The organism is Mesorhizobium sp. M0816, assembly GCF_040320005.1.
Lineage (GTDB): Bacteria > Pseudomonadota > Alphaproteobacteria > Rhizobiales > Rhizobiaceae > Mesorhizobium.
The window spans coordinates 303,592-321,388 of sequence record NZ_JAMYOT010000009.1 but is presented as its reverse complement, the minus strand read 5'-3'; the positions used below and the strand labels follow the sequence as shown (position 1 = coordinate 321,388).

Sequence of the window (17,797 nt, the reverse complement as noted above, 5' to 3'; positions counted from 1 at the left end):
CTCGGATGCCGGCACGCCGCTCATCTCCGACCCCGGCTACCGGCTGGTCGGTGAGGCGCTGGAACGCGGCATTCGTGTCGTGCCGATCCCCGGCCCATCAGCAGCACTTGCCGCTTTGACGGCATCCGGCCTGCCCTCGGACGCGTTTCTGTTTGCCGGCTTCCTGCCGGTGAAGACCGGGCAGCGGCTGACGCGGCTGGAAGCGCTGAAGGCGGTGCCGGCAACGTTGATCTTCTTCGAATCGCCGCGCCGGCTGGCCGAGACGCTCAGTGCCATGGTCGAGGTGCTGGGCGGTGCCCGCAAGGCGGCCATCGGCCGCGAGCTGACCAAGACCTTCGAGGAGATGCGGACCGGCACCCTGCAGTCGCTCGCCAGCCATTACGCCGCAGCTGATACGCCGAAAGGCGAAATCGTCATCTGCGTCGGCCTGGCGGATGTTGTCGCTGATGAGCCTGAAGACATCGACCGGCTGCTGCTTTCGCTCGCCGCCGAGATGCCGGCCTCCAAGGCAGCGGCGGAAGCCGCCAAGATGACGGGTGGCCAGAAGCAGACGCTCTATCGTCGGCTGCTCGACCTCAAGAATGCCGGAAGAGACGGGACCGGCGGAGACGGCGATGGCTGAACGGCCGAGCGCCAGCCGGCAAAAGGCCTACCGGCGCGGCCATCACGGCGAATGGCTGGCGGCGGCGGCGCTGATGCTGAAAGGCTACCGAATTCTTGCCCGCCGCCACCGCACCAGGTTCGGCGAGATCGACCTGATCGCGCGGCGTGGCGATCTGGTGCTGATCGTCGAGGTCAAGGCGCGCCGCACGCTGATGGAGGCAATGGAAGCCGTCGGTCGCGAATCGGAGCACCGCATCGAAGGCGCCGCCGATTTCTGGCTGTCGCGCCAATCCGACTACGGAAAATTATCGGTGCGCTTCGACATGGTGGCGGTGCTGCCGTGGCGCTGGCCGGTGCATGTCGAGAATGTGTTTTACGGGCGAAACTAGGCCATTCTCGACGTGGGGACGTTTTGCTGCGCCTGCGGTTCAGATCATGGTTTGCCGATCTGTCAAGCATCCGCCCAGCGCTGACTGGAACAAAAGCGTTCCTGCGTTGTTCCCCAATCGTCCTGATGTTCGACGGGCTGGTTCAAATGCCGGCCAGCGCAGTCCGCGTGGCAGCTATGCGAGGACAAAGGGATGGCGAGGCAAATGGATCCCGACGATCTCAACCCGGAACGGATCGTCACCGTGTTCGGCGGAACTGGCTTTCTCGGGCGCAGGATCGTGAAGCGGCTCCTGGAAAGAGGTTTCACGGTGCGCGCCGCATCTCGCCATCCGGCTCGCGTGGCCCTGGTCTTTTCCTCGATTACAAGGATGCCCGAAGCAGTCGAGGCGGATATATTGGATGCGTCCTCGATCGGGTCGGCCATTACCGGATCACAGGCGGTCGTGAATGCCGTCAGTCTTTACGTCGAGCAGGGCGTCCAGACCTTTGAACGCGTGCATGTGAAAGCCGCGGCCGATCTCGCTGCCGCGTCGCGCGACCGCGCGATCGACCAGTTCGTCCAGATTTCAGGGATCGGCTCCGATCCTCAATCGGATTCGAATTACATAAGGGCGCGTGGGCGCGGAGAAGGTGCCGTGGAAAGCGCATTTCCCGGCGCTTTCATTGTGCGTCCCGCCGTCATGACAGGACCTGACGACGCTTTCCTCACGACCATTGTGAGGATGATACGCCTCCTGCCGGTCTATCCGCTGTTCGGCGATGGTGGCACACGGCTTCAGCCGGTCTATGTGGCAGACGTCGCAGAAGCAGTGAGCCGGCTGATCGACGGGCGAACCCAGGGTTCATCCATATTCGAATTCGGTGGCCCGCGTATCTATGCCTATAAGGAACTGCTTCGGGAGATCGCCCGACAGCTCGATACGCACGTCAAGCTGATGCCGGTGCCGTTTGCGGTATGGAACGCCTTGGCTGGCGTCGCGGAACTCCTCCCGGCTGCCCCCATAACGCGCAACCAGATCGATCTTATGCGTCAGGACAATGTGGCAGCAATCGACGCGCCTGGCCTGAAGGAACTCGACATCGAGCCGCGGGATATCGACGAGGTGATCCGTGCGATCGAACAGCGCCGTCGCGTAGGCTCGCTCTCGTCTCCGGCTTAGGACGGCCCCCTGATCCTGGCGGGAACCTATCGCCGCGCGACAGGTTGGTCGAGCTTGAAGCCAGTGAAAGAAGGAGAAGAACTATGGCCAGATGCGATCAATGCGGGAATGACTACGACAAGGCCTTCAACGTGACGATGGCCGACGAGACCTACACATTCGACAGCTTCGAATGCGCGGTCCAGAAACTTGCTCCGACGTGTCCGCATTGCGGATGCCGGATCATCGGACATGGCGTCGAACAGGATGACATCATCTACTGCTGCGCACATTGCGCCGCGGAGGAAGGCGCGAGCGCGCTGACCGATCGTGCGCCTTGACGCACCTCCTTTGGCGTCTCCAGGTCGACCATTCCGAACGACTGCGCCGGCTCATCCCATATATGGCCAGTGCTGTCGGCACGACGACGACCAGCCGAGGTCAAGGCCGCCGCACGCTGATGGAGGCAATGGATGCAGTCGGCCGCGAATCGGAGCGCCGTATCGAAGGTGCCCGCGATTTCTGGCTGTCGCACCAATGGACTACGGAAAATTGTCGGTGCGCTTCGACAAAAGGCAGCGTGCGTCGTCTTGATCGCGCCAGAGCTGTCATGTTCTTGCACGTTCAAGAACCCACGTTCGACGGCTCGTTTAGACGCCGTTCCGTGGCAAGTCGGCTCCCGCTTGGACAAGTCGCTCCACGACGGCGGCCGCCTCCTCTGGAATGGCCGGTATGGTGCCCGACTTCCGCGTCGATCCGAAATCGAGGCCGGCGAAAAAGAGACCTGGAACAGCGCCGACGCCATCCTCGTGGACGGGCTGGCCGGCTGCATCGAGCGCGCCGGGAAGCCGAACCCATGCGAAATCGCCGGTGAAGCCCGTGCACCAGATCACTGATCTGATGCCGCTCGCCGTCCAGTCGAGGGAGCGGATCGGAGGATCGGGCAAGCGCGGTTCAATCGTCTCGGCCGGATCATCCTCGGCCAGTGGCGCATCGAGGCCGGCGCGCTCGATGTACTCGTCAACCAGGCGCTTGGCATTCGCGGAGACTTCGTCGGCAAATCGCATATGGTCGTCGAGCTCGTCGCCGAAGACGAGGTTGCCGTTCTCCACACCCCTGAAGCGGCCGAGCAGCACCACGCCCTGCGCGCTCAGCGATTGCAGGCTGATCGTATGGGTCGCGCCGACCAGCGCGCGGGCCTGCAGCTTGCCGGAGGGGAGGACGAGTTCCTTGCGCGGAACGTCGAGAAAACCGGACAGCGTCAGCCATTTAAGTATGTTGCCCCTGCGGTAGCGCCGCACCCAACGGCCGTTGCGGCTGGTCGCCAAAAAGACCACACGTCCTGCCAACGCCAGGTCCTCGGCGATCTGGCCGCCCGACTGGCCGCTGCCGACCACCAGCACCGCGCCACTCTCGAACTCGGCCGGGTTGCGATAAGCCGAGGAATCGACTTGGCGAATTGCGGTTGGCAAATCCGCCGACCCTGCTGGCCGGACCTGCCGATTCTGGTCGCCGGTGGCGATCACCACGTTGCGCGCCAGAAATGCCCCGTCCGTCGTGGTGATGCGAAAGATCCCGTCGTCTCTCGTCAGCTCTTGCACCGGAGTTTGGGTGCTTACCGGCAGGCGGTGCCGCTCGGCATAGCCTTCGAGATACGCGACAAATTCGTGGTGGGTTATCGCGCCCCACGGCTCGGGCCCCTCGTAGGAATCACCGGGTAAGATGGAGCGAATGGTCGGCGAATTCAGTCGAAACGAGTTCCAGCGCTGCGTTCGCCACGTCTCGCCGATCCGGCCTCGATCGAGCACACGGTGGTCGCGGTCCTGCCGTTTCAAGAAGTAGCTGACGCCGAGTCCCGCCGGACCGGCGCCAATAACGAGGGCGTCAAGAACTTCGCTCATGCATTCCCCCTGCCAACCATACGTTGACAAGATCGTATGGCTCGGCTTCGGGCAAGAATAGAGTTCCGGCTGGGATTGCGCTATCCGCGCCGGCTCACCCCCAGATGGCCAGCCCCGCCAGCCCGACGATGCCGACGACCAGCCGCCACCAGCCGAACAGCGCATAGCCGTGGCGCGAGACGTAGTCGAGCAGGAAGCGCACGACGATCAATGCCGTGACGAAGGCGGCGACGAAACCGACGGCGATGATGGGCAGGTCGGCGCTGCTCAGTACATTGCGGTTCTTGAACAGGTCGAAGGCGAAGGCGCCGACCATCGTCGGGATGGCAAGGAAGAAAGAGAATTCCGCCGCCGCCCGTTTGTCGACGCCGAGCAGCAGCGCGCCGACGATGGTCGAGCCCGAGCGCGACGTGCCGGGGATTAGCGACAAGCACTGAAACAGCCCGATCTGCAGATAAAGCCTGGTCGGAAACCGCTCGACATCGTGGTAATACGGCTTCGGCTTCATGCGATCGACCAGCAGCAGGATGACACCGCCGATGATCAGCATGATGCAGATCAGCCGCGGCGATTCGAACAGCACCGTCTTGATGAAGTCATGCGCCAGTGCGCCGATAATGGCCGCCGGCAGGAATGCGATGAGAATGCCAAGGACGAAATGCCGCGTCAGCCGATCGTAGGGCAGCTCGAGCAGCATCTTCCAGAGACGGCGGAAATAGACGCTGAGAATCGCCAATATGGCGCCGAGCTGGATCAGGATCTCGAAGGCCTTTCCGGTCGAATGAAAACCGAGGAAATGGCCGGCGAGCAGGATATGACCGGTCGAAGACACCGGAATAAACTCGGTCAGGCCCTCGAGCAGGCCGAGCAGCAGCGCTTCGACGACGGTCTGGCTTTCCATGGCAACCTCGGCGTTGGAGTGAGGGCTTGAGAAAAGGGCTTGCTTGTCATGGCGCGGAACTCCCCCTATAGGTCGCAGCACCCTGACAGCCCGCTGAATCGGGCGGCCAAGACTTACCGGCGCAGCCGGCGATTTGCCAGTGCGCTTTATTATCGCGGGACCATGCTGACGCTTTTCCACCATCCGATGTTCGCCAGCTGCCGCTTCGTCCGCCTCGCCTTTGGCGAGTATGGCGAGGAACTGGCGCTGATCGAAGAGAAGCCGTGGACGCGGCGCAAGGAGTTCCTGGCGCTGAACCCGGCCGGCACGCTGCCGATCCTGCTCGCCGAAGGCGACGTGCCGATCGTCGGCGCAGTGGTCATTGCCGAATATCTCGACGAGACGCGCGGCGTACTCAAGCGCGACAAGCGGCTATTCGCCGAGGATCCGATGGAGCGCGCCGAAATCCGCCGGCTGACCGACTGGTACCTCAACAAGGCGGAAAGCGAGGTTACCCGGCATCTGGTTCGCGAGCGCGTTCTGAAGCCGGTCATGCCGGAAACGGCAGGCGGCGGCTCGCCCGATTCGGCGGCGATCCGCGCCGCCCGCGCCAATATCCGCCAGCACATGAAATACACCAACTGGCTGGCCGGCACCCGTCACTGGCTGGCCGGCAACAAGGTCACCTATGCCGATCTCGCGGCGGCGGCAGCACTGTCGGTGCTCGATTATCTCGGCGAGATCGACTGGCGCGAACACAGCGCCGCGCGCGAATGGTATACAAGGGTGAAATCACGGCCTTCGTTCCGGCCGCTTCTGTCCGACCGGGTGCGCGGCCTGTCGCCGGTGTCACATTATGCGGACCTCGATTTCTGATACGGCAAAGCTGCGCGCGCTGATCGACCGCGAGGCGCGGAACGCCGGCTTCGACGCCGTTGCCGTCACCACGCCCGATGCGATTCCGCAGGCGCCGGAACGGCTGGCCGAATTCGTTGCCGACGGTTTTCACGGCTCGATGGGCTGGATTGCCGAAACGCTCGAGCGGCGAGGCAAACCGACGACGCTTTGGCCAGAGGTCCGCTCGATCATCGTGCTGGCGATGAATTACGGCCCCGACCACGACCCACGCGACATCCTGGCAAAGCGCGACCGCGGCGCGATCTCGGCCTATGCGCAGAACCGCGACTATCATGACGTGATGAAAGGCCGGCTGAAGGAGATCGCCGGCAAGATCGTGGCACGCGCCGGCGGGGACGTGAAAGTGTTTGTCGACACCGCGCCGGTGATGGAAAAGCCGCTGGCCGAGGCGGCCGGCCTCGGCTGGCAAGGCAAGCACACCAACCTGGTCAGCCGAACGCATGGCTCCTGGCTGTTCCTCGGCACCATCTTCACGACGGCCGAACTGGTGCCGGACGCGCCTGAGGACGACCATTGCGGCTCCTGCCGGGCCTGCCTCGACGTTTGCCCGACGGATGCCTTTCCGGCGCCTTACCGGCTCGATGCGCGGCGCTGCATTTCATACCTCACCATCGAGAACAAAGGACCGATCCCGCATGAGTTCCGGGAAAAGATCGGCAATCGTATCTATGGCTGCGACGACTGCCTGGCCGCCTGCCCGTGGAACAAGTTCGCCCAAGCCGCTTCGGAGGCAAAGCTTGCCGCCCGCGCGGACTTGCGCGAACCGCCGATCGCCGAGCTGCTGCGCCTCGACGACGCTGCCTTCCGCGTGCTTTTTTCGGGCTCGCCGGTCAAGCGTATCGGCCGCGCCCGTTTTATCCGCAACGTGCTGATAGCGGCCGGCAATTCCCAGGACTTGTCGCTGGCCGGCGCCGTTCGCGCGCTGCTCGACGACGCCTCGCCCCTGGTTCGCGGACCTGCGGTATGGGCGCTGTCGCGGCTGGTGCCGGGTCGGGAATTTGCCGAACGTGCCGCAGCCGCTTTGCAAGCAGAAGATGACGAGGCGGTGAGAGGCGAATGGCTTCTGGCCCTGCCAAAGCCGATCGAGGCGCATACATGACAAAAAAGCAGATTTTCATCTTCGGCGCCGGTTATTCGGGCAAGGCCTTCGCCCGCGCCAACAGGGATGCCGACACAGCGATCTTCGGTACAACACGGTTGCTGGAAAAATTCGCGGCGCTGCGGCAAGCCGGTATCGTGCCGCTGCGTTTCGATGGCACGCTGACCTCCGAAATCGGCGATGCGCTTGGGAAGACAACCCATCTCGTCGTCTCGGTCGCGCCGGACGAGGCCGGCGACCCGGTGCTGGGCGCGGCACGCGAGGAGATCGCGGCCAACATGCCGGAGCTCGAATGGATCGCCTATCTCTCCACCGTCGGCGTCTATGGCGACCATGGCGGCAATTGGGTGGACGAGGCCGCCGAATGCCGGCCAGTATCGAAGCGATCAGCGATGAGGGTTGCCGCCGAGCAGGATTGGCTGAAACTGGGCCACGACGTCGGCCGGCCGGCGGCGATCCTGCGGCTTTCCGGCATTTATGGGCCAGGCCGCAACGCCTTGGTCAATCTGGAAAACGGCACCGCCCGGCGGTTGGTCAAGCCTGGCCAGGTGTTCAACCGCATCCATTGCGACGACATTGCCGGCGCGCTCTGGCATCTGGCCGAAGGCAATCGCGGCGGCATCTTCAACGTCACCGACGACCTGCCGGCGCCGCCGCAGGACGTCGTCGCCTATGCCGCCCAATTGATGGGCATCGAGCCGCCGCCCGAAATTCCGTTCGAGACCGCCCAACTTTCGCCCATGGCGCGGTCCTTCTACGGCGAGAACAAGCGTGTCGCCAACGCGGCGATCAAGGCGGCCGGCTATGGGTTTCGCTTCCCCGACTATCGCTCGGCGCTCGATGCCATGTGGGCGAGCGGCGACTGGCGCGACGGCGAGGCGCGCAGCCCGATGAAACGGTCATGATCGATACGCTGCGCGGGGCGTGGTATGATGCGGTTCAAATCGCGGAGGGGTCCAGCTTGGGAAAGACGTTAAAGCGAGCCTTGCCGGGCAAAACACTGCTGCTGACGGCAGCTCTGGCCGTCGCCGGCCTGACGCTTGCAGCGCAGACGGCGAGCGCCGAGCAACGGGCAAAAGACCTGTTTGGCGCCAAAGAGCTGCCGGCAATCGCAACAGCGCAATCGATCGGCTTTTATTCCAAAGGCTGTTTTTCCGGCGGCGTCGCCCTGCCCATGGACGGCCGGCACTGGGAGGTGATGCGACCGTCGCGCAATCGCCGCTGGGGCCATCCGGCAATGATCGCGCTGATCGAGAAACTGTCGCGCGACGCCGCTGCCGACGGCTGGCCGGGCCTGTTGATCGGCGACATTTCGCAGCCGCGCGGCGGGCCGATGCTGACCGGCCATGCCTCGCACCAGATCGGCCTCGACGCCGACATCTGGCTGACGCCGATGCCCGACCGCAAGCTCTCGGCCGAAGAGCGCGAAAACATCAGCGCTACCTTGATGGTCGATGAAAAAACCCATCTGGTGAAGGACGGCCTGTGGACGCCGATGCACACGCGGCTGTTGAAGCGCGCCGCGAGCTATCCCGAAGTCGAGCGCATCCTGGTCAATCCAGGGATCAAGAAGAAGCTCTGCGACACGGTCAAAGGCGACCGCAGCTGGTTGCGCAAGGTCAGGCCGTTCTGGGGCCACGACTACCACTTCCACATTCGCATCGGCTGCCAGGCTGGATCACCCGACTGCAAGGCGCAGGAAGCGACGGCGCCGGGCGATGGCTGCGACCAGGCGCTGGCCTGGTGGTTCACCGAGGGGCCGTGGCGCCCCAACAAGAACCCGGACAAGCCGAAGGCACGCGACGTGATGACGATGGCGAACCTGCCCAGGCAATGCCAGTTCGTGCTCGACGCGCCGGCTCCGGCCACGGCCGAAGCAGTCACCTACTATGGCGACGGCGTACCGATCGCGGCAGAACCCGCTCTCGCGGCAGAACCTTCGCCGCCGCCGACGGTCGCAGCCGGCGCGGCAGCGCTTCCGGCCTCGGCGAACGCCTTTGTGGCGACCCCCGAGATCGGCATTCCGCTGCCGCGGCCACGACCGGGGCACTGATGCGGGCAGCGTGTTTGCTGTCTGCATCCGTGCATCTCCACTTCGAAAACCGATTTCCCTTTTTGCGGTCATGCGCTAGTCAACGAGAGAACGGCGATACGCGTCGGGAACGGACGAGAGCATGCCAGGCGTAAGCGACGACGACACTCTGTTGCGATTTCCGATCCTGATCGGTGACATAGGCGGCACCAATGCGCGCTTCTCGATTGTGCTCGACGCGAATTCCGAGGCCGGCGAGCCGACGATCGTCCAGACCGCCAACTTCAATACGATAGACGAGGCGATCCAGGCGGCCGTGCTCGACCGCTCGTCGGTCCGGCCGAATTCAGCTGTGCTGGCGGTAGCAGGCCCTGTCGAGAGCGACGAGATCCCGCTTACCAATTGCCCATGGATCGTCAAGCCGAGACAGATGTTCGCCAGTCTCGGTCTCAGCGACGTCGTGGTGCTCAACGACTTCGAGGCACAGGCGCTGGCTGTCGTCGCGCTCGGCGAAGAGCATATGGAAAAGATCGGCGGCGACGAGCCGGAACCGAATTCCGGGCGGGTGGTGCTCGGCCCGGGAACCGGGCTCGGCGTCGCCGGACTGGTCTATGCGCTGCATCACTGGATACCGGTGCCCGGCGAGGGCGGCCATATGGATATCGGGCCGCGCTCGCCGCGCGATTTCCAGGTGTTTCCGCATATCGAGAAGCTCGAGGGCCGCATCTCCGGCGAACAGATCCTGTCCGGGCGCGGCCTGGTCAATGCCTACCGGGCGGTAGCCAAGGCGGACGGCAAGCCGTCGCCCTTCACCACGCCGGCCGAGGTCACCGCCGCGGCGCTGGCAAAGAACGATCCGGTGGCCGAAGAGGCGCTGTCGATCTTCGTCACCTGCCTGGGACGCACCGCCGGCGACCTCGCTCTGGTGTTCATGAGCCGCGGCGGTGTTTTCCTCACCGGCGGCATCGCGCAAAAAATCCTGCCGGCGCTGCGCATCGGCAATTTCCGCGCCGCCTTCGAGGACAAGGCGCCGCACAGCGCCCTGATGCGCAGCATGCCGGTCTATGTCATCACCCATCCGCTGGCGGCGCTTTTAGGGCTGGCCGCCTATGCCAGAAATCCGTCGGTGTTCGGCGTGCAGACGGCGGGGCGGCGCTGGCGGGTCTAGAATACAAGCTGCGCCGCGACGAAGTTTCGCCGTCCTCGGCCATAGGCAAGCCGCCATTGGAGCGTTAAGAGGTTGCCGAATTGCAGCCCGGCCGGACCGAAACCACAAAGCGCTCCAACTTGACACTTCCAGCACCAACTAAAGGGAAAGTCCGTCCCAGCGAGATCGTGGCGGTGATTCGCCGCATCGTCGCCGAGAACAGCCGCGATTATCGCTGGTACTATGCTCTTGCCGTGCTTTGCCTGGTGACGATCGCGGCGACAACCGCCTTCACAGCCTGGATCATGAAGGATGTCATCGATCAGATCTTCTACCAACAGCGCGGCGATCTTATCGCGCTGATCAGCGTGTCGATCCTGGCCGCCTTCATGCTGCGCGGGCTGGCCAGCTACGGCCAGGCAGTGACGCTGGCCAAAATCGGCAACAATCTGGTGGCGCGCTATCAACGCCGCATCTTCGACCACCTGATGAAGCTCGGCGTCAGCTTCTTCAACGACACCCGCTCGGGCCGGCTCGCCGCGCAGATCAACGAGAACGTCAACGGCATCCGCGATCTCCTGTCGATGACGCTGACATCGCTGGCGCGCGATGCCGTATCGCTTGTCGCGCTGGTTGGCGTCATGATCTGGCAGGACCCGATGCTCTCGGCGATGTCGCTGCTGGTCGGGCCGCCCTTGATCTACAGTGTCACCTATCTGATGCGCCGGGTGCGTCGCATCACCCGTGAATCGGTGCAGATCAACTCGCGGCTGATCGGCGCGATGCAGGAAGCGACGCAAGGCATCGCTATCGTCAAGGCCTTCACCCTGGAAGACGAGCTGTCGCGCCGCATCGGCGGCCTCGTCGCGGGCGCCGAGCAGCGGGCAAACAAGATCGCCCGCGTCTCGGAACGGCTGACGCCGATCTCCGAAATGCTGGCCGGCTTCGCCGTCGCCGGTGTCATCGCCTATTCCGGCTACCGGGCGACCGTCGGCGGCCAGCCGCCGGGCGCGGTGTTTGCCTTCATCACCGCCCTGCTGCTTGCCTATGACCCCGCTAGGCGGCTGGCGCGTATGCAGGTCGGCATGGAAAAGTCGCTGGTCAATGCGCGCATGATCTACGAGCTTCTCGACCTCGAGCCGCAGCAGGGTGACGTGCCGGGAGCCGCCGAGGCGAAATTCACCTCTGGCGAAGTGCGCTTCAACAACGTGTCCTTCCGCTATGTCGAAGAGGCGCCGGTCCTGCAGGATTTGAGCTTTGTCGCCGCCGCCGGCAAGGTGACCGCCATCGTCGGCGCCTCGGGCGCCGGCAAGACGACGCTGGTTGCGCTGCTGCAGCGCTTCCACGACGTCGAGTCGGGCAGCATCGAAATCGACGGCCAGGACATTTCAAAGGTCACCAAGCATTCGCTGCGCGGCTCGATCGCCTATGTTTCACAGCAGCCTTATCTGTTCGAAGGCACCATCCGCGACAACATCCGCTACGGCAGGCTGAGCGCCACGGACGCCGAGATTGAACGCGCCGCGCAACAGGCCGCGGCCGACGATTTCATCCGCCAGCAGCCGCAAGGCTACGACACGCCGGTCGGCGAGAACGGCGTGACGCTGTCGGGCGGCCAGCGCCAGCGTGTATCGATTGCACGCGCTATCGTTCGGCAGGCGCCGATCCTGCTGCTCGATGAAGCCACCTCGGCGCTCGACAACGAGGCCGAGGCCCGCGTCCAGGAAGCGCTGACCCATGTCATGGAAGGGCGCACCACCATTGTCATCGCGCACCGGCTGTCGACGGTGGTCAATGCCGACCATATCATCGTGCTGGAGCAGGGCCGGCTGGTCGAACAAGGCACGCATGCCTCGTTGATGGCTGACCCGCACAGCGTCTATGCCCGGTTCCACCGGGTGCAAGGCAGGAAGGGGCTGGGGCTTGTCGATGACGGCGAGCCAATCCAGAGTGCGGCGGAAAATGGTCGCGCGAAAATGGCGGCCGGGAGACATTCATGAGTGACACGCCGACCGTTAGTGAAATGGGCCTGGTGGTGGTGGGCGCGGCCGGCCGCATGGGCCAGGCGCTGATCCGCGCCATCCACACGATACCGGGCGCCCGCGTCGCCGGCGCGATCGAGCGGGCCGGTTCGCCCCATATCGGCAAGGACGCCGGCGAGCTGGCCGGCGTCGGCAGGCTCGAGGTGGCGATCGGCGACGATCCGCTGCCGGCCTTCGCCAAGGCCGACGGCGTGCTCGATTTCACTACGCCGGCGGCGACCGTCGAATTCGCCGGCTACGCGGCGCAGGCGCGCATCGCCCATATCATCGGCACCACCGGCTGCTCGGCCGAAGACAATGCCGGGATCGCGGCGGCGGCACGGCACGCGACGATCGTCAAGTCAGGCAATATGAGCCTCGGCGTCAATCTGCTGGCGGTGCTGGTGGAACAGGCGGCGCGCGCGCTCGATGCCGACGATTTCGACATCGAGATCCTGGAAATGCACCACCGGCACAAGGTCGATGCGCCATCGGGCACGGCGCTGCTGCTCGGCGAAGCCGCCGCTGCCGGGCGTGGCGTAGCACTTGCCGGCAACGATGTTCGCGTGCGCGACGGCCATATCGGCGTGCGCAAGGCAGGCTCGATCGGTTTCGCCAGCTTGCGCGGCGGCTCGGTGGTCGGCGACCACAGTGTGGTGCTGGCCGGTACCGGCGAGCGCATCACGCTCGCCCATCATGCCGAAGACCGGGCGATCTTCGCCCGTGGCGCGGTCAAGGCCGCCCTGTGGGCGCGCGGCAGGAAGCCGGGACTGTATTCGATGCGGGACGTGCTCGGCCTGACAAGCTGATCCACAAGATTGGCTGATCCACAAGATTTGAAGGAGCAAATATGTCGAGAACTCTCGTGCTCGTGCGCCACGGCCAGAGCGAATGGAACCTGAAGAACCTATTTACCGGCTGGCGCGACGTCGACCTGACCGAACTGGGCCATGCCGAAGCCAAGGCGGCCGGCGCCAAGCTCAGGGCGCGCGGCATGAAGTTCGACATCGCCTTCACGTCGTCGCTGATCCGGGCGCAGAAGACCTGCCAGCATATTCTCGACGCCGTTGGCCAGAGCGAGCTCGAGACCATTCGCGACCAGGCGCTGAACGAGCGCGACTATGGCGATCTCTCCGGCCTCAACAAGGATGATGCGCGCAAGAAATGGGGTGAGGAGCAGGTGCATGTCTGGCGCCGCTCCTATGACGTGCCGCCGCCCGGCGGTGAAAGCCTGAAGGACACCGGCGCGCGCGTCTGGCCCTATTACCTGCACGATCTGCAACCGCATGTGCTGCGCGGCGGCACCGTGCTGGTGGCGGCGCACGGCAATTCGCTGCGCGCGCTGATCATGGCGCTGGACGGCAAATCGGGCGAGGAGATCGTCAAGCTCGAGCTCGGCACCGGTGTGCCGATCATCTACACGCTCAACGCCGATTCCACGGTGGCGTCGAAGGAAGTGCTGGAGCATTGAGCCGGAGAAGGAACGCGGCTTTCAAAAAAGCGCGTTGACACTCATCCCTCGCCCGCTTAATGAGCGCGCACCAGCCCAGATGGCGGAATTGGTAGACGCGCACGGTTCAGGTCCGTGTTCCGCAAGGAGTGGAGGTTCGAGTCCTCTTCTGGGCACCAAACTCCCGCTTCGAACCGATTGATGCGGTTTCAGAGACCCAAGAAAAAGCCCGGTTTGCCGGGCTTTTTCTTGATCCAATGCTCTAGGCTGCCCTACCGTCAGCCATGGCATCCACAAGATATCTAACAATTATCCGTCCGGGTTAGGCAGCGATCTGTCGTTGCGACAGCGCAGCAGCGGAAGGACTTGGCCCGAGATCACTCTGGTGATCTTCTGTTGCTTGGCGTTGGTTACGACGTTCATGCACGCACATCCGTAGCCGTGGCCCGAACCAGGCACATTGGTCTCGACGAATTGCCGCTCGTCAAAGGCCGGCACATTGTCGATGCCTTTGGGATCCGGGCGTCCCTGCATCTGGATCCACCAATCCCCGTCACTGTCGGTCAGGACGAGGTTGCCGGGTGTCGGGCTGGAGTACCAGCCACAACGGCGCTCGGCATAGGCGGCGGCAGACAAGGACATGATGGTCAGGCAGAAACAGATTGCGAACAATGGGCGCATGAAATCTTCACCTCCCTGAAATAAAGCAGGTCATGCCGTCAACGATCTGCGTTGACGCCGGTAACGAGGCGACATGACTTTGCAGCCCTTATGGCCTTAATTTCGTGTCCACATTTTCTTCAATCAACCCGCAATGAAGCGTCACAGGCTTCCTTTGGACATCACTTAGTGGACCGTCGATGAAATCGCAGCTGAGCAGATTGTCCGGACTGCTCTTGCGCGCCGACGCGACGTTGACGTTGACCTCGGGAGGGCCCGCGAGCCAGTCGAGACGTTTCGTGTCGACCTTTGTGCCGCTGATGCGGGCGTGGCCCGCTGTGCCCGCTATCTCGACCTCTTCGTCCTGCGGCGTGAGATCGATCTGGCCGACTTCGTTGGCATGCTTCTCGGCGCTCCGCTTCGGGTCGCCGTAGTAGGAAGCGAAGACAACGATCCCTTCCTTTTTAGCCGCGAGCTCGGCGGCTGCTTTCTTGGACAGCGTGACGTTGATATCGAAGCCGAGGTCGCCCTGGGCTGTCGCCGGCACAGCACATGCCAACACTACAGATGCCGTAATCGTCATTGCGAGCACTGATCCATAGCGTTTCACGATCCACCTCCTTCAAGTCCCTCACGCAATGATGATGCCCCTCGCATTCTTTCATGTCTGGCGGCGACGTCACGCTCGCCGCCGGCTTCATCGTGATCCGATCAGCTGTGGCACGTGTCAGTTCGCGGCCGGAACAGGGCAGCTCATGTCGCCTTCCTGGCATTTCAGATAGCCTTCGAAACCTTTGACGCGGGATTGCGTCAGGCCGTCCATGCACTGCGCGATGAGCATTGGCATCATGCTTCCTCCGGCCGCGCCTGCGGTCTGGAAACTGCACTCCGCGTCGCGAAACTTGCCCCAATCCCGCTGTGCCTGAACAAGAAGCTTCTTGGTATCCGCATCGTCCTTCAGGCGGGCTTCGATCTGCTTGTAAAGCTCATTGAGCTTCTTGTCGGATTTTTGGAACTCGGCACCGAAGCACTGGTTCATGGTGGCCTGATCCTTGGCCTCGGCGCACTTGTCCTTGGCAAGGGCGAATGTCGGCGCAGCCAGAACCGCGGCAGCAGTCAGTATCGCGATTTTCATCGATTTCCCTTTCCGGTTGCAGTCAAGCTCTTAAGTTGCTCAGCCCCGCCCTATGTTCTCGTCAGCTGTCCGTCATTGCCACGGTCGGCCGTGCCCATGGCCTGATTATCTGGTTTTCATTGGATCAGCTTTGCCACCTTCGGCGACCGTGACGGTGCCGACCTTTCCTGAGCCGGTCAGCGTGCCGCCCTCCTTGACCATGACTTCGCCGGAGACCTCTCCGTCAACGACAAGCAGTCCCGAGACGGAAACGTCACCGGTCAAAGAGCCGGTCACGTGCAACTCCGCTCCCGCCGCCACTTCCGTCATGCCCGAATATTTGTTCTTGCCGCTCAGCGTCAGCTTGCCACCGGCGACCACGAGGCCGCCGCTGTCGCCGGCGTCATCATAGTTCGCGATGGTTCCATCAAATTGCCCGTCGGCTTCTGTCAGGATCAGTCTGCCCGCACCCAGATAGACCTCGCCTTTACCGCTAAAGGGTGCGAATGGCCGTATCGTTCATGGAGTGCGCCACTCCCCAGGGCTTCAGGTAGTTTCCTTTCTGATCAATGTTGAGCACACCGTCGACCATGACGCGCGAGGAATGCTCGATGCTGCCCGGCCCGGCCAGAGTAAGATACCCATCGGCCGCGATATGGGTTGTGCCGGTGTAGGTATTGGCCCCGGTCATACGCACGTCCGCATCCTTCTCGATCGTGAAGTCGCCGGCGCCGGAGACGATGCCGGCCAGTCCGAGCCATCCTTTGCTTCCAGCATCGCTGGTCGCGCGATTCAGCTGCACTTGATCCTCGGCAGCCGCGTCTGTGGTAAAGTTAGCAGCGCTGACAAAATAGGGTGAATATGCGGTCGTCTTGTTCTCCAGATCATACATTACGGAATTTGACTGGAAGAAGGGTAGCCCGACAACAACTCCATTGCCCCCCTCCTCATCGCTTTGTCGATCCATAACGACATCGCTGTATTCCTTGTTGTTGAAACTATCTTCAAATCCCAAAATCTTAAAATCGACTACCGTATAATCATATTCATCAAGCTTAAATCCTTTCGAGCGAAGCTTATTAAAAAAGCCTTCTGTGGTGATACCGAGAAAGGTCGACGATCCAGTATCCAATAAAACAGGTCCACTGAAATCAACCGACTGCTTCTTTCCCTTATAGTCAAAAGAAATTGTATAATGGTAAGACCCTTCGTAGTGATTGGATGCGTTCGCGCCTGATCGCGGGAATCGTCTCTGGCGGAATTCATAATCCAGTTCGCCCCACGGTATCAGGGCCGTAAACTGGGATCTCAGACTGGGGGACAAATTCAGCGTCAGGCAGGGAGCGCAGCCCGGTGTCGTCTTCTTTCCAAGATTTGCATTGGCCGAGACCACATAGCCGCTTTGTGTCTGACTGGCGGGAGCGGCGGCCTCGTCCCCCTCATCGAGAAAATCGCCGGCTCCAAAGACACCGTAAAACGTCGTCGAACCACCGGGTTCGCCATTCTGCATGCTCTTGCGCGCATCAAGATCCGCATAGACCGGCGTATCGCCGCGGTGGCCAACGGGCTTTTGCGTCAATTTCATATCCTTGAGATAGCCGAAACCCTTGGTGAAGACGTAATCCACCACCCGACCGGCGCCATAGCCACCGTCGAAGGTTACGGCAGGCTCCGAGGGATCATCTGGATCGTAATAGGACAGGCTGTCGACCCGGGCCTGTTGTACCCAACCTCCGTAGGTGCCGTCTCCATAGGCGTACATTTCGGGCTTGCTGCCGCGCACCGGCTCTACGCCAGGGACACTCGAATCGATCTCGGCGTTGAACTCATCCGACCCGGTGTCGAATTCGAACAGACGAGGCTTGGCACCATTGATGCCCATCACGATCCCGAGTTTGTGGTAGATGACTTCATCACTGCCGGTTCCGAGGTGCCCAACAACATGTTGCAATGGAATGGGTATCGGGTCGGCAGCCTGGGCAAGGCCGGTCTGGCCGTTCTCCTCGGCCACGGCAGGTACGGCATGTGATGTGTTCGCTGCCGGAACGGGGCAGCTCGCATCGCCTTTCTGGCAATTCAGGTATCCCTCGAAATCTTTGACACGGGATTGCGTCAGGCTGTCCATGCACTCCGCGATGAGCGTTGGAATTGCGCTTTCTCCGGCCGCTCCTGCGGTCTGGAAACTGCACTCGGCGTCGCGAAATTTGACCCAATCCCGCTGTGCTTGAACGAGAAGCGTCCTGGTATCCGCGTCGTCGTTCAGGCGGGTTTCGATCTGCTGGTAAAGCTCGTTGAGCTTCTTGTCGGATTTCTTGGACGCGGCATCGGCGCACTCGTTCGGGTCGGCCTGGTCCTTGGCGGCGTCGTAGCATTTGTCCTGGGCAAATGCGAAAGCCGGCATGGCCAGAACGATGGCAGCGGTCAGCATCGCGGTTTTCATCGA

19 protein-coding genes, 1 tRNA gene and 1 pseudogene are annotated in these 17,797 nt (G+C 62.7%); 14 read left to right on the top strand and 7 right to left on the bottom strand.

Annotation, left to right across the window (positions count from 1 at the left end; genetic code table 11):
- The 5 genes and pseudogenes from rsmI to NKI17_RS37000 all read left to right on the top strand — a co-directional run.
- Positions 1–622 (top strand): 16S rRNA (cytidine(1402)-2'-O)-methyltransferase (rsmI, locus tag NKI17_RS17170; protein WP_352906394.1); only part of this gene is annotated, 622 nt, incomplete at its 5' end.
- Positions 615–992 (top strand): YraN family protein, encoded by a 378-nt coding sequence (locus NKI17_RS17165; protein ID WP_023678973.1) that lies wholly within the window; start codon positions 615–617, stop codon positions 990–992. The genes rsmI and NKI17_RS17165, both read left to right, overlap by 8 nt.
- 192 nt (positions 993–1,184) lie before the next feature.
- Positions 1,185–2,153, top strand: coding sequence for a complex I NDUFA9 subunit family protein (locus tag NKI17_RS17160; protein WP_352906392.1), 969 nt, complete (start codon positions 1,185–1,187; stop codon positions 2,151–2,153).
- Between the two features lie 83 nt (positions 2,154–2,236).
- Positions 2,237–2,473 (top strand): metallothionein, encoded by a 237-nt coding sequence (locus tag NKI17_RS17155; protein ID WP_254817997.1) that lies wholly within the window; start codon positions 2,237–2,239, stop codon positions 2,471–2,473.
- Between the two features lie 101 nt (positions 2,474–2,574).
- Positions 2,575–2,702, top strand: a pseudogene (locus NKI17_RS37000) (YraN family protein); the annotation flags it as partial.
- Between the two features lie 80 nt (positions 2,703–2,782).
- Here NKI17_RS37000 and NKI17_RS17150 read toward each other — a convergent pair.
- Together NKI17_RS17150 and NKI17_RS17145 are read right to left on the bottom strand one after the other, a co-directional pair.
- Entirely contained in the window at positions 2,783–4,033 is a 1,251-nt protein-coding gene (locus tag NKI17_RS17150; protein WP_352570187.1) for a flavin-containing monooxygenase, read from the bottom strand.
- A 94-nt stretch (positions 4,034–4,127) separates the two neighbouring features.
- Positions 4,128–4,934, bottom strand: a complete 807-nt coding sequence (locus NKI17_RS17145) for an undecaprenyl-diphosphate phosphatase (protein ID WP_023678969.1) — start codon at positions 4,932–4,934, stop codon at positions 4,128–4,130.
- Positions 4,935–5,096: 162 nt separating this feature from the next.
- On the opposite strand from NKI17_RS17145, the gene NKI17_RS17140 reads away from it, so the two are divergent.
- The 9 genes from NKI17_RS17140 to NKI17_RS17100 all read left to right on the top strand — a co-directional run bounded on the left by NKI17_RS17140 (position 5,097) and on the right by NKI17_RS17100 (position 13,759).
- The gene (locus NKI17_RS17140) at positions 5,097–5,789 is read left to right on the top strand and encodes a glutathione S-transferase family protein (protein ID WP_023678968.1); all 693 of its coding nucleotides are present in this window, start codon (positions 5,097–5,099) and stop codon (positions 5,787–5,789) included.
- Positions 5,770–6,930 carry a tRNA epoxyqueuosine(34) reductase QueG gene (queG, locus tag NKI17_RS17135; RefSeq protein ID WP_023678967.1) on the top strand — a complete coding sequence of 387 codons (1,161 nt, stop codon included), beginning with the start codon at positions 5,770–5,772 and terminating at the stop codon, positions 6,928–6,930. The genes NKI17_RS17140 and queG overlap by 20 nt, the downstream gene beginning before the upstream one ends.
- Positions 6,927–7,835, top strand: coding sequence for an SDR family oxidoreductase (locus NKI17_RS17130; RefSeq protein ID WP_352570185.1), 909 nt, complete (start codon positions 6,927–6,929; stop codon positions 7,833–7,835). The genes queG and NKI17_RS17130 overlap by 4 nt, the downstream gene beginning before the upstream one ends.
- 56 nt (positions 7,836–7,891) lie before the next feature.
- Positions 7,892–8,983: a penicillin-insensitive murein endopeptidase gene (gene mepA, locus NKI17_RS17125; protein ID WP_031212369.1), complete on the top strand. Its 1,092-nt coding sequence runs from the start codon at positions 7,892–7,894 to the stop codon at positions 8,981–8,983.
- Between the two features lie 121 nt (positions 8,984–9,104).
- Positions 9,105–10,130, top strand: a complete 1,026-nt coding sequence (locus NKI17_RS17120) for a glucokinase (protein ID WP_352570181.1) — start codon at positions 9,105–9,107, stop codon at positions 10,128–10,130.
- 119 nt (positions 10,131–10,249) lie between these two features.
- Positions 10,250–12,109: an ABC transporter ATP-binding protein gene (locus NKI17_RS17115; RefSeq protein WP_352755896.1), complete on the top strand. Its 1,860-nt coding sequence runs from the start codon at positions 10,250–10,252 to the stop codon at positions 12,107–12,109.
- Complete coding sequence (dapB, locus tag NKI17_RS17110; protein ID WP_352570177.1) at positions 12,106–12,939, top strand: 4-hydroxy-tetrahydrodipicolinate reductase; 834 nt, start codon at positions 12,106–12,108, stop codon at positions 12,937–12,939. Before NKI17_RS17115 ends, dapB begins: the two co-directional genes overlap by 4 nt.
- A 41-nt stretch (positions 12,940–12,980) precedes the next feature.
- Entirely contained in the window at positions 12,981–13,601 is a 621-nt protein-coding gene (locus NKI17_RS17105; RefSeq protein ID WP_352570175.1) for a 2,3-bisphosphoglycerate-dependent phosphoglycerate mutase, read from the top strand.
- Positions 13,602–13,674: 73 nt separating this feature from the next.
- A tRNA-Leu gene (locus NKI17_RS17100) sits at positions 13,675–13,759 on the top strand.
- Positions 13,760–13,889: 130 nt separating this feature from the next.
- Here the strand turns inward: NKI17_RS17100 and NKI17_RS17095 are convergent.
- The 5 genes from NKI17_RS17095 to NKI17_RS17075 form a co-directional block, all read right to left on the bottom strand.
- Positions 13,890–14,261 (bottom strand): DUF4087 domain-containing protein, encoded by a 372-nt coding sequence (locus NKI17_RS17095; RefSeq protein ID WP_352570173.1) that lies wholly within the window; start codon positions 14,259–14,261, stop codon positions 13,890–13,892.
- An 88-nt stretch (positions 14,262–14,349) separates the two neighbouring features.
- Positions 14,350–14,850 carry a hypothetical protein gene (locus NKI17_RS17090; protein WP_352906390.1) on the bottom strand — a complete coding sequence of 167 codons (501 nt, stop codon included), beginning with the start codon at positions 14,848–14,850 and terminating at the stop codon, positions 14,350–14,352.
- 117 nt (positions 14,851–14,967) lie between these two features.
- Entirely contained in the window at positions 14,968–15,375 is a 408-nt protein-coding gene (locus NKI17_RS17085; RefSeq protein ID WP_352906388.1) for a lysozyme inhibitor LprI family protein, read from the bottom strand.
- 105 nt (positions 15,376–15,480) lie between these two features.
- Complete coding sequence (locus tag NKI17_RS17080) at positions 15,481–15,735, bottom strand: hypothetical protein (protein ID WP_352906386.1); 255 nt, start codon at positions 15,733–15,735, stop codon at positions 15,481–15,483.
- A gap of 112 nt (positions 15,736–15,847) precedes the next feature.
- A complete protein-coding gene (locus NKI17_RS17075; RefSeq protein ID WP_352906385.1) occupies positions 15,848–17,794 on the bottom strand; it encodes a lysozyme inhibitor LprI family protein in 1,947 nt (648 codons plus the stop codon).
- Positions 17,795–17,797: the final 3 nt, after the last annotated feature.

Bases quoted from the DNA above. Each gene is read 5' to 3' on its own strand.
- NKI17_RS17160 (WP_352906392.1), top strand. From the start codon at position 1,185: ATGGCGAGGCAAATGGATCCCGACGATCTCAACCCGGAACGGATCGTC.
- NKI17_RS17155 (WP_254817997.1), top strand. From the start codon at position 2,237: ATGGCCAGATGCGATCAATGCGGGAATGACTACGACAAGGCCTTCAAC.
- NKI17_RS17130 (WP_352570185.1), top strand. From the start codon at position 6,927: ATGACAAAAAAGCAGATTTTCATCTTCGGCGCCGGTTATTCGGGCAAG.
- NKI17_RS17145 (WP_023678969.1), bottom strand. From the start codon at position 4,934: ATGGAAAGCCAGACCGTCGTCGAAGCGCTGCTGCTCGGCCTGCTCGAG.
- NKI17_RS17085 (WP_352906388.1), bottom strand. From the start codon at position 15,375: ATGAAAATCGCGATACTGACTGCTGCCGCGGTTCTGGCTGCGCCGACA.
- NKI17_RS17120 (WP_352570181.1), top strand. From the start codon at position 9,105: ATGCCAGGCGTAAGCGACGACGACACTCTGTTGCGATTTCCGATCCTG.
- NKI17_RS17150 (WP_352570187.1), bottom strand. From the start codon at position 4,033: ATGAGCGAAGTTCTTGACGCCCTCGTTATTGGCGCCGGTCCGGCGGGA.
- NKI17_RS17075 (WP_352906385.1), bottom strand. From the start codon at position 17,794: ATGAAAACCGCGATGCTGACCGCTGCCATCGTTCTGGCCATGCCGGCT.
- NKI17_RS17165 (WP_023678973.1), top strand. From the start codon at position 615: ATGGCTGAACGGCCGAGCGCCAGCCGGCAAAAGGCCTACCGGCGCGGC.
- dapB (WP_352570177.1), top strand. From the start codon at position 12,106: ATGAGTGACACGCCGACCGTTAGTGAAATGGGCCTGGTGGTGGTGGGC.
- NKI17_RS17105 (WP_352570175.1), top strand. From the start codon at position 12,981: ATGTCGAGAACTCTCGTGCTCGTGCGCCACGGCCAGAGCGAATGGAAC.
- NKI17_RS17140 (WP_023678968.1), top strand. From the start codon at position 5,097: ATGCTGACGCTTTTCCACCATCCGATGTTCGCCAGCTGCCGCTTCGTC.
- NKI17_RS17095 (WP_352570173.1), bottom strand. From the start codon at position 14,261: ATGCGCCCATTGTTCGCAATCTGTTTCTGCCTGACCATCATGTCCTTG.
- queG (WP_023678967.1), top strand. From the start codon at position 5,770: ATGCGGACCTCGATTTCTGATACGGCAAAGCTGCGCGCGCTGATCGAC.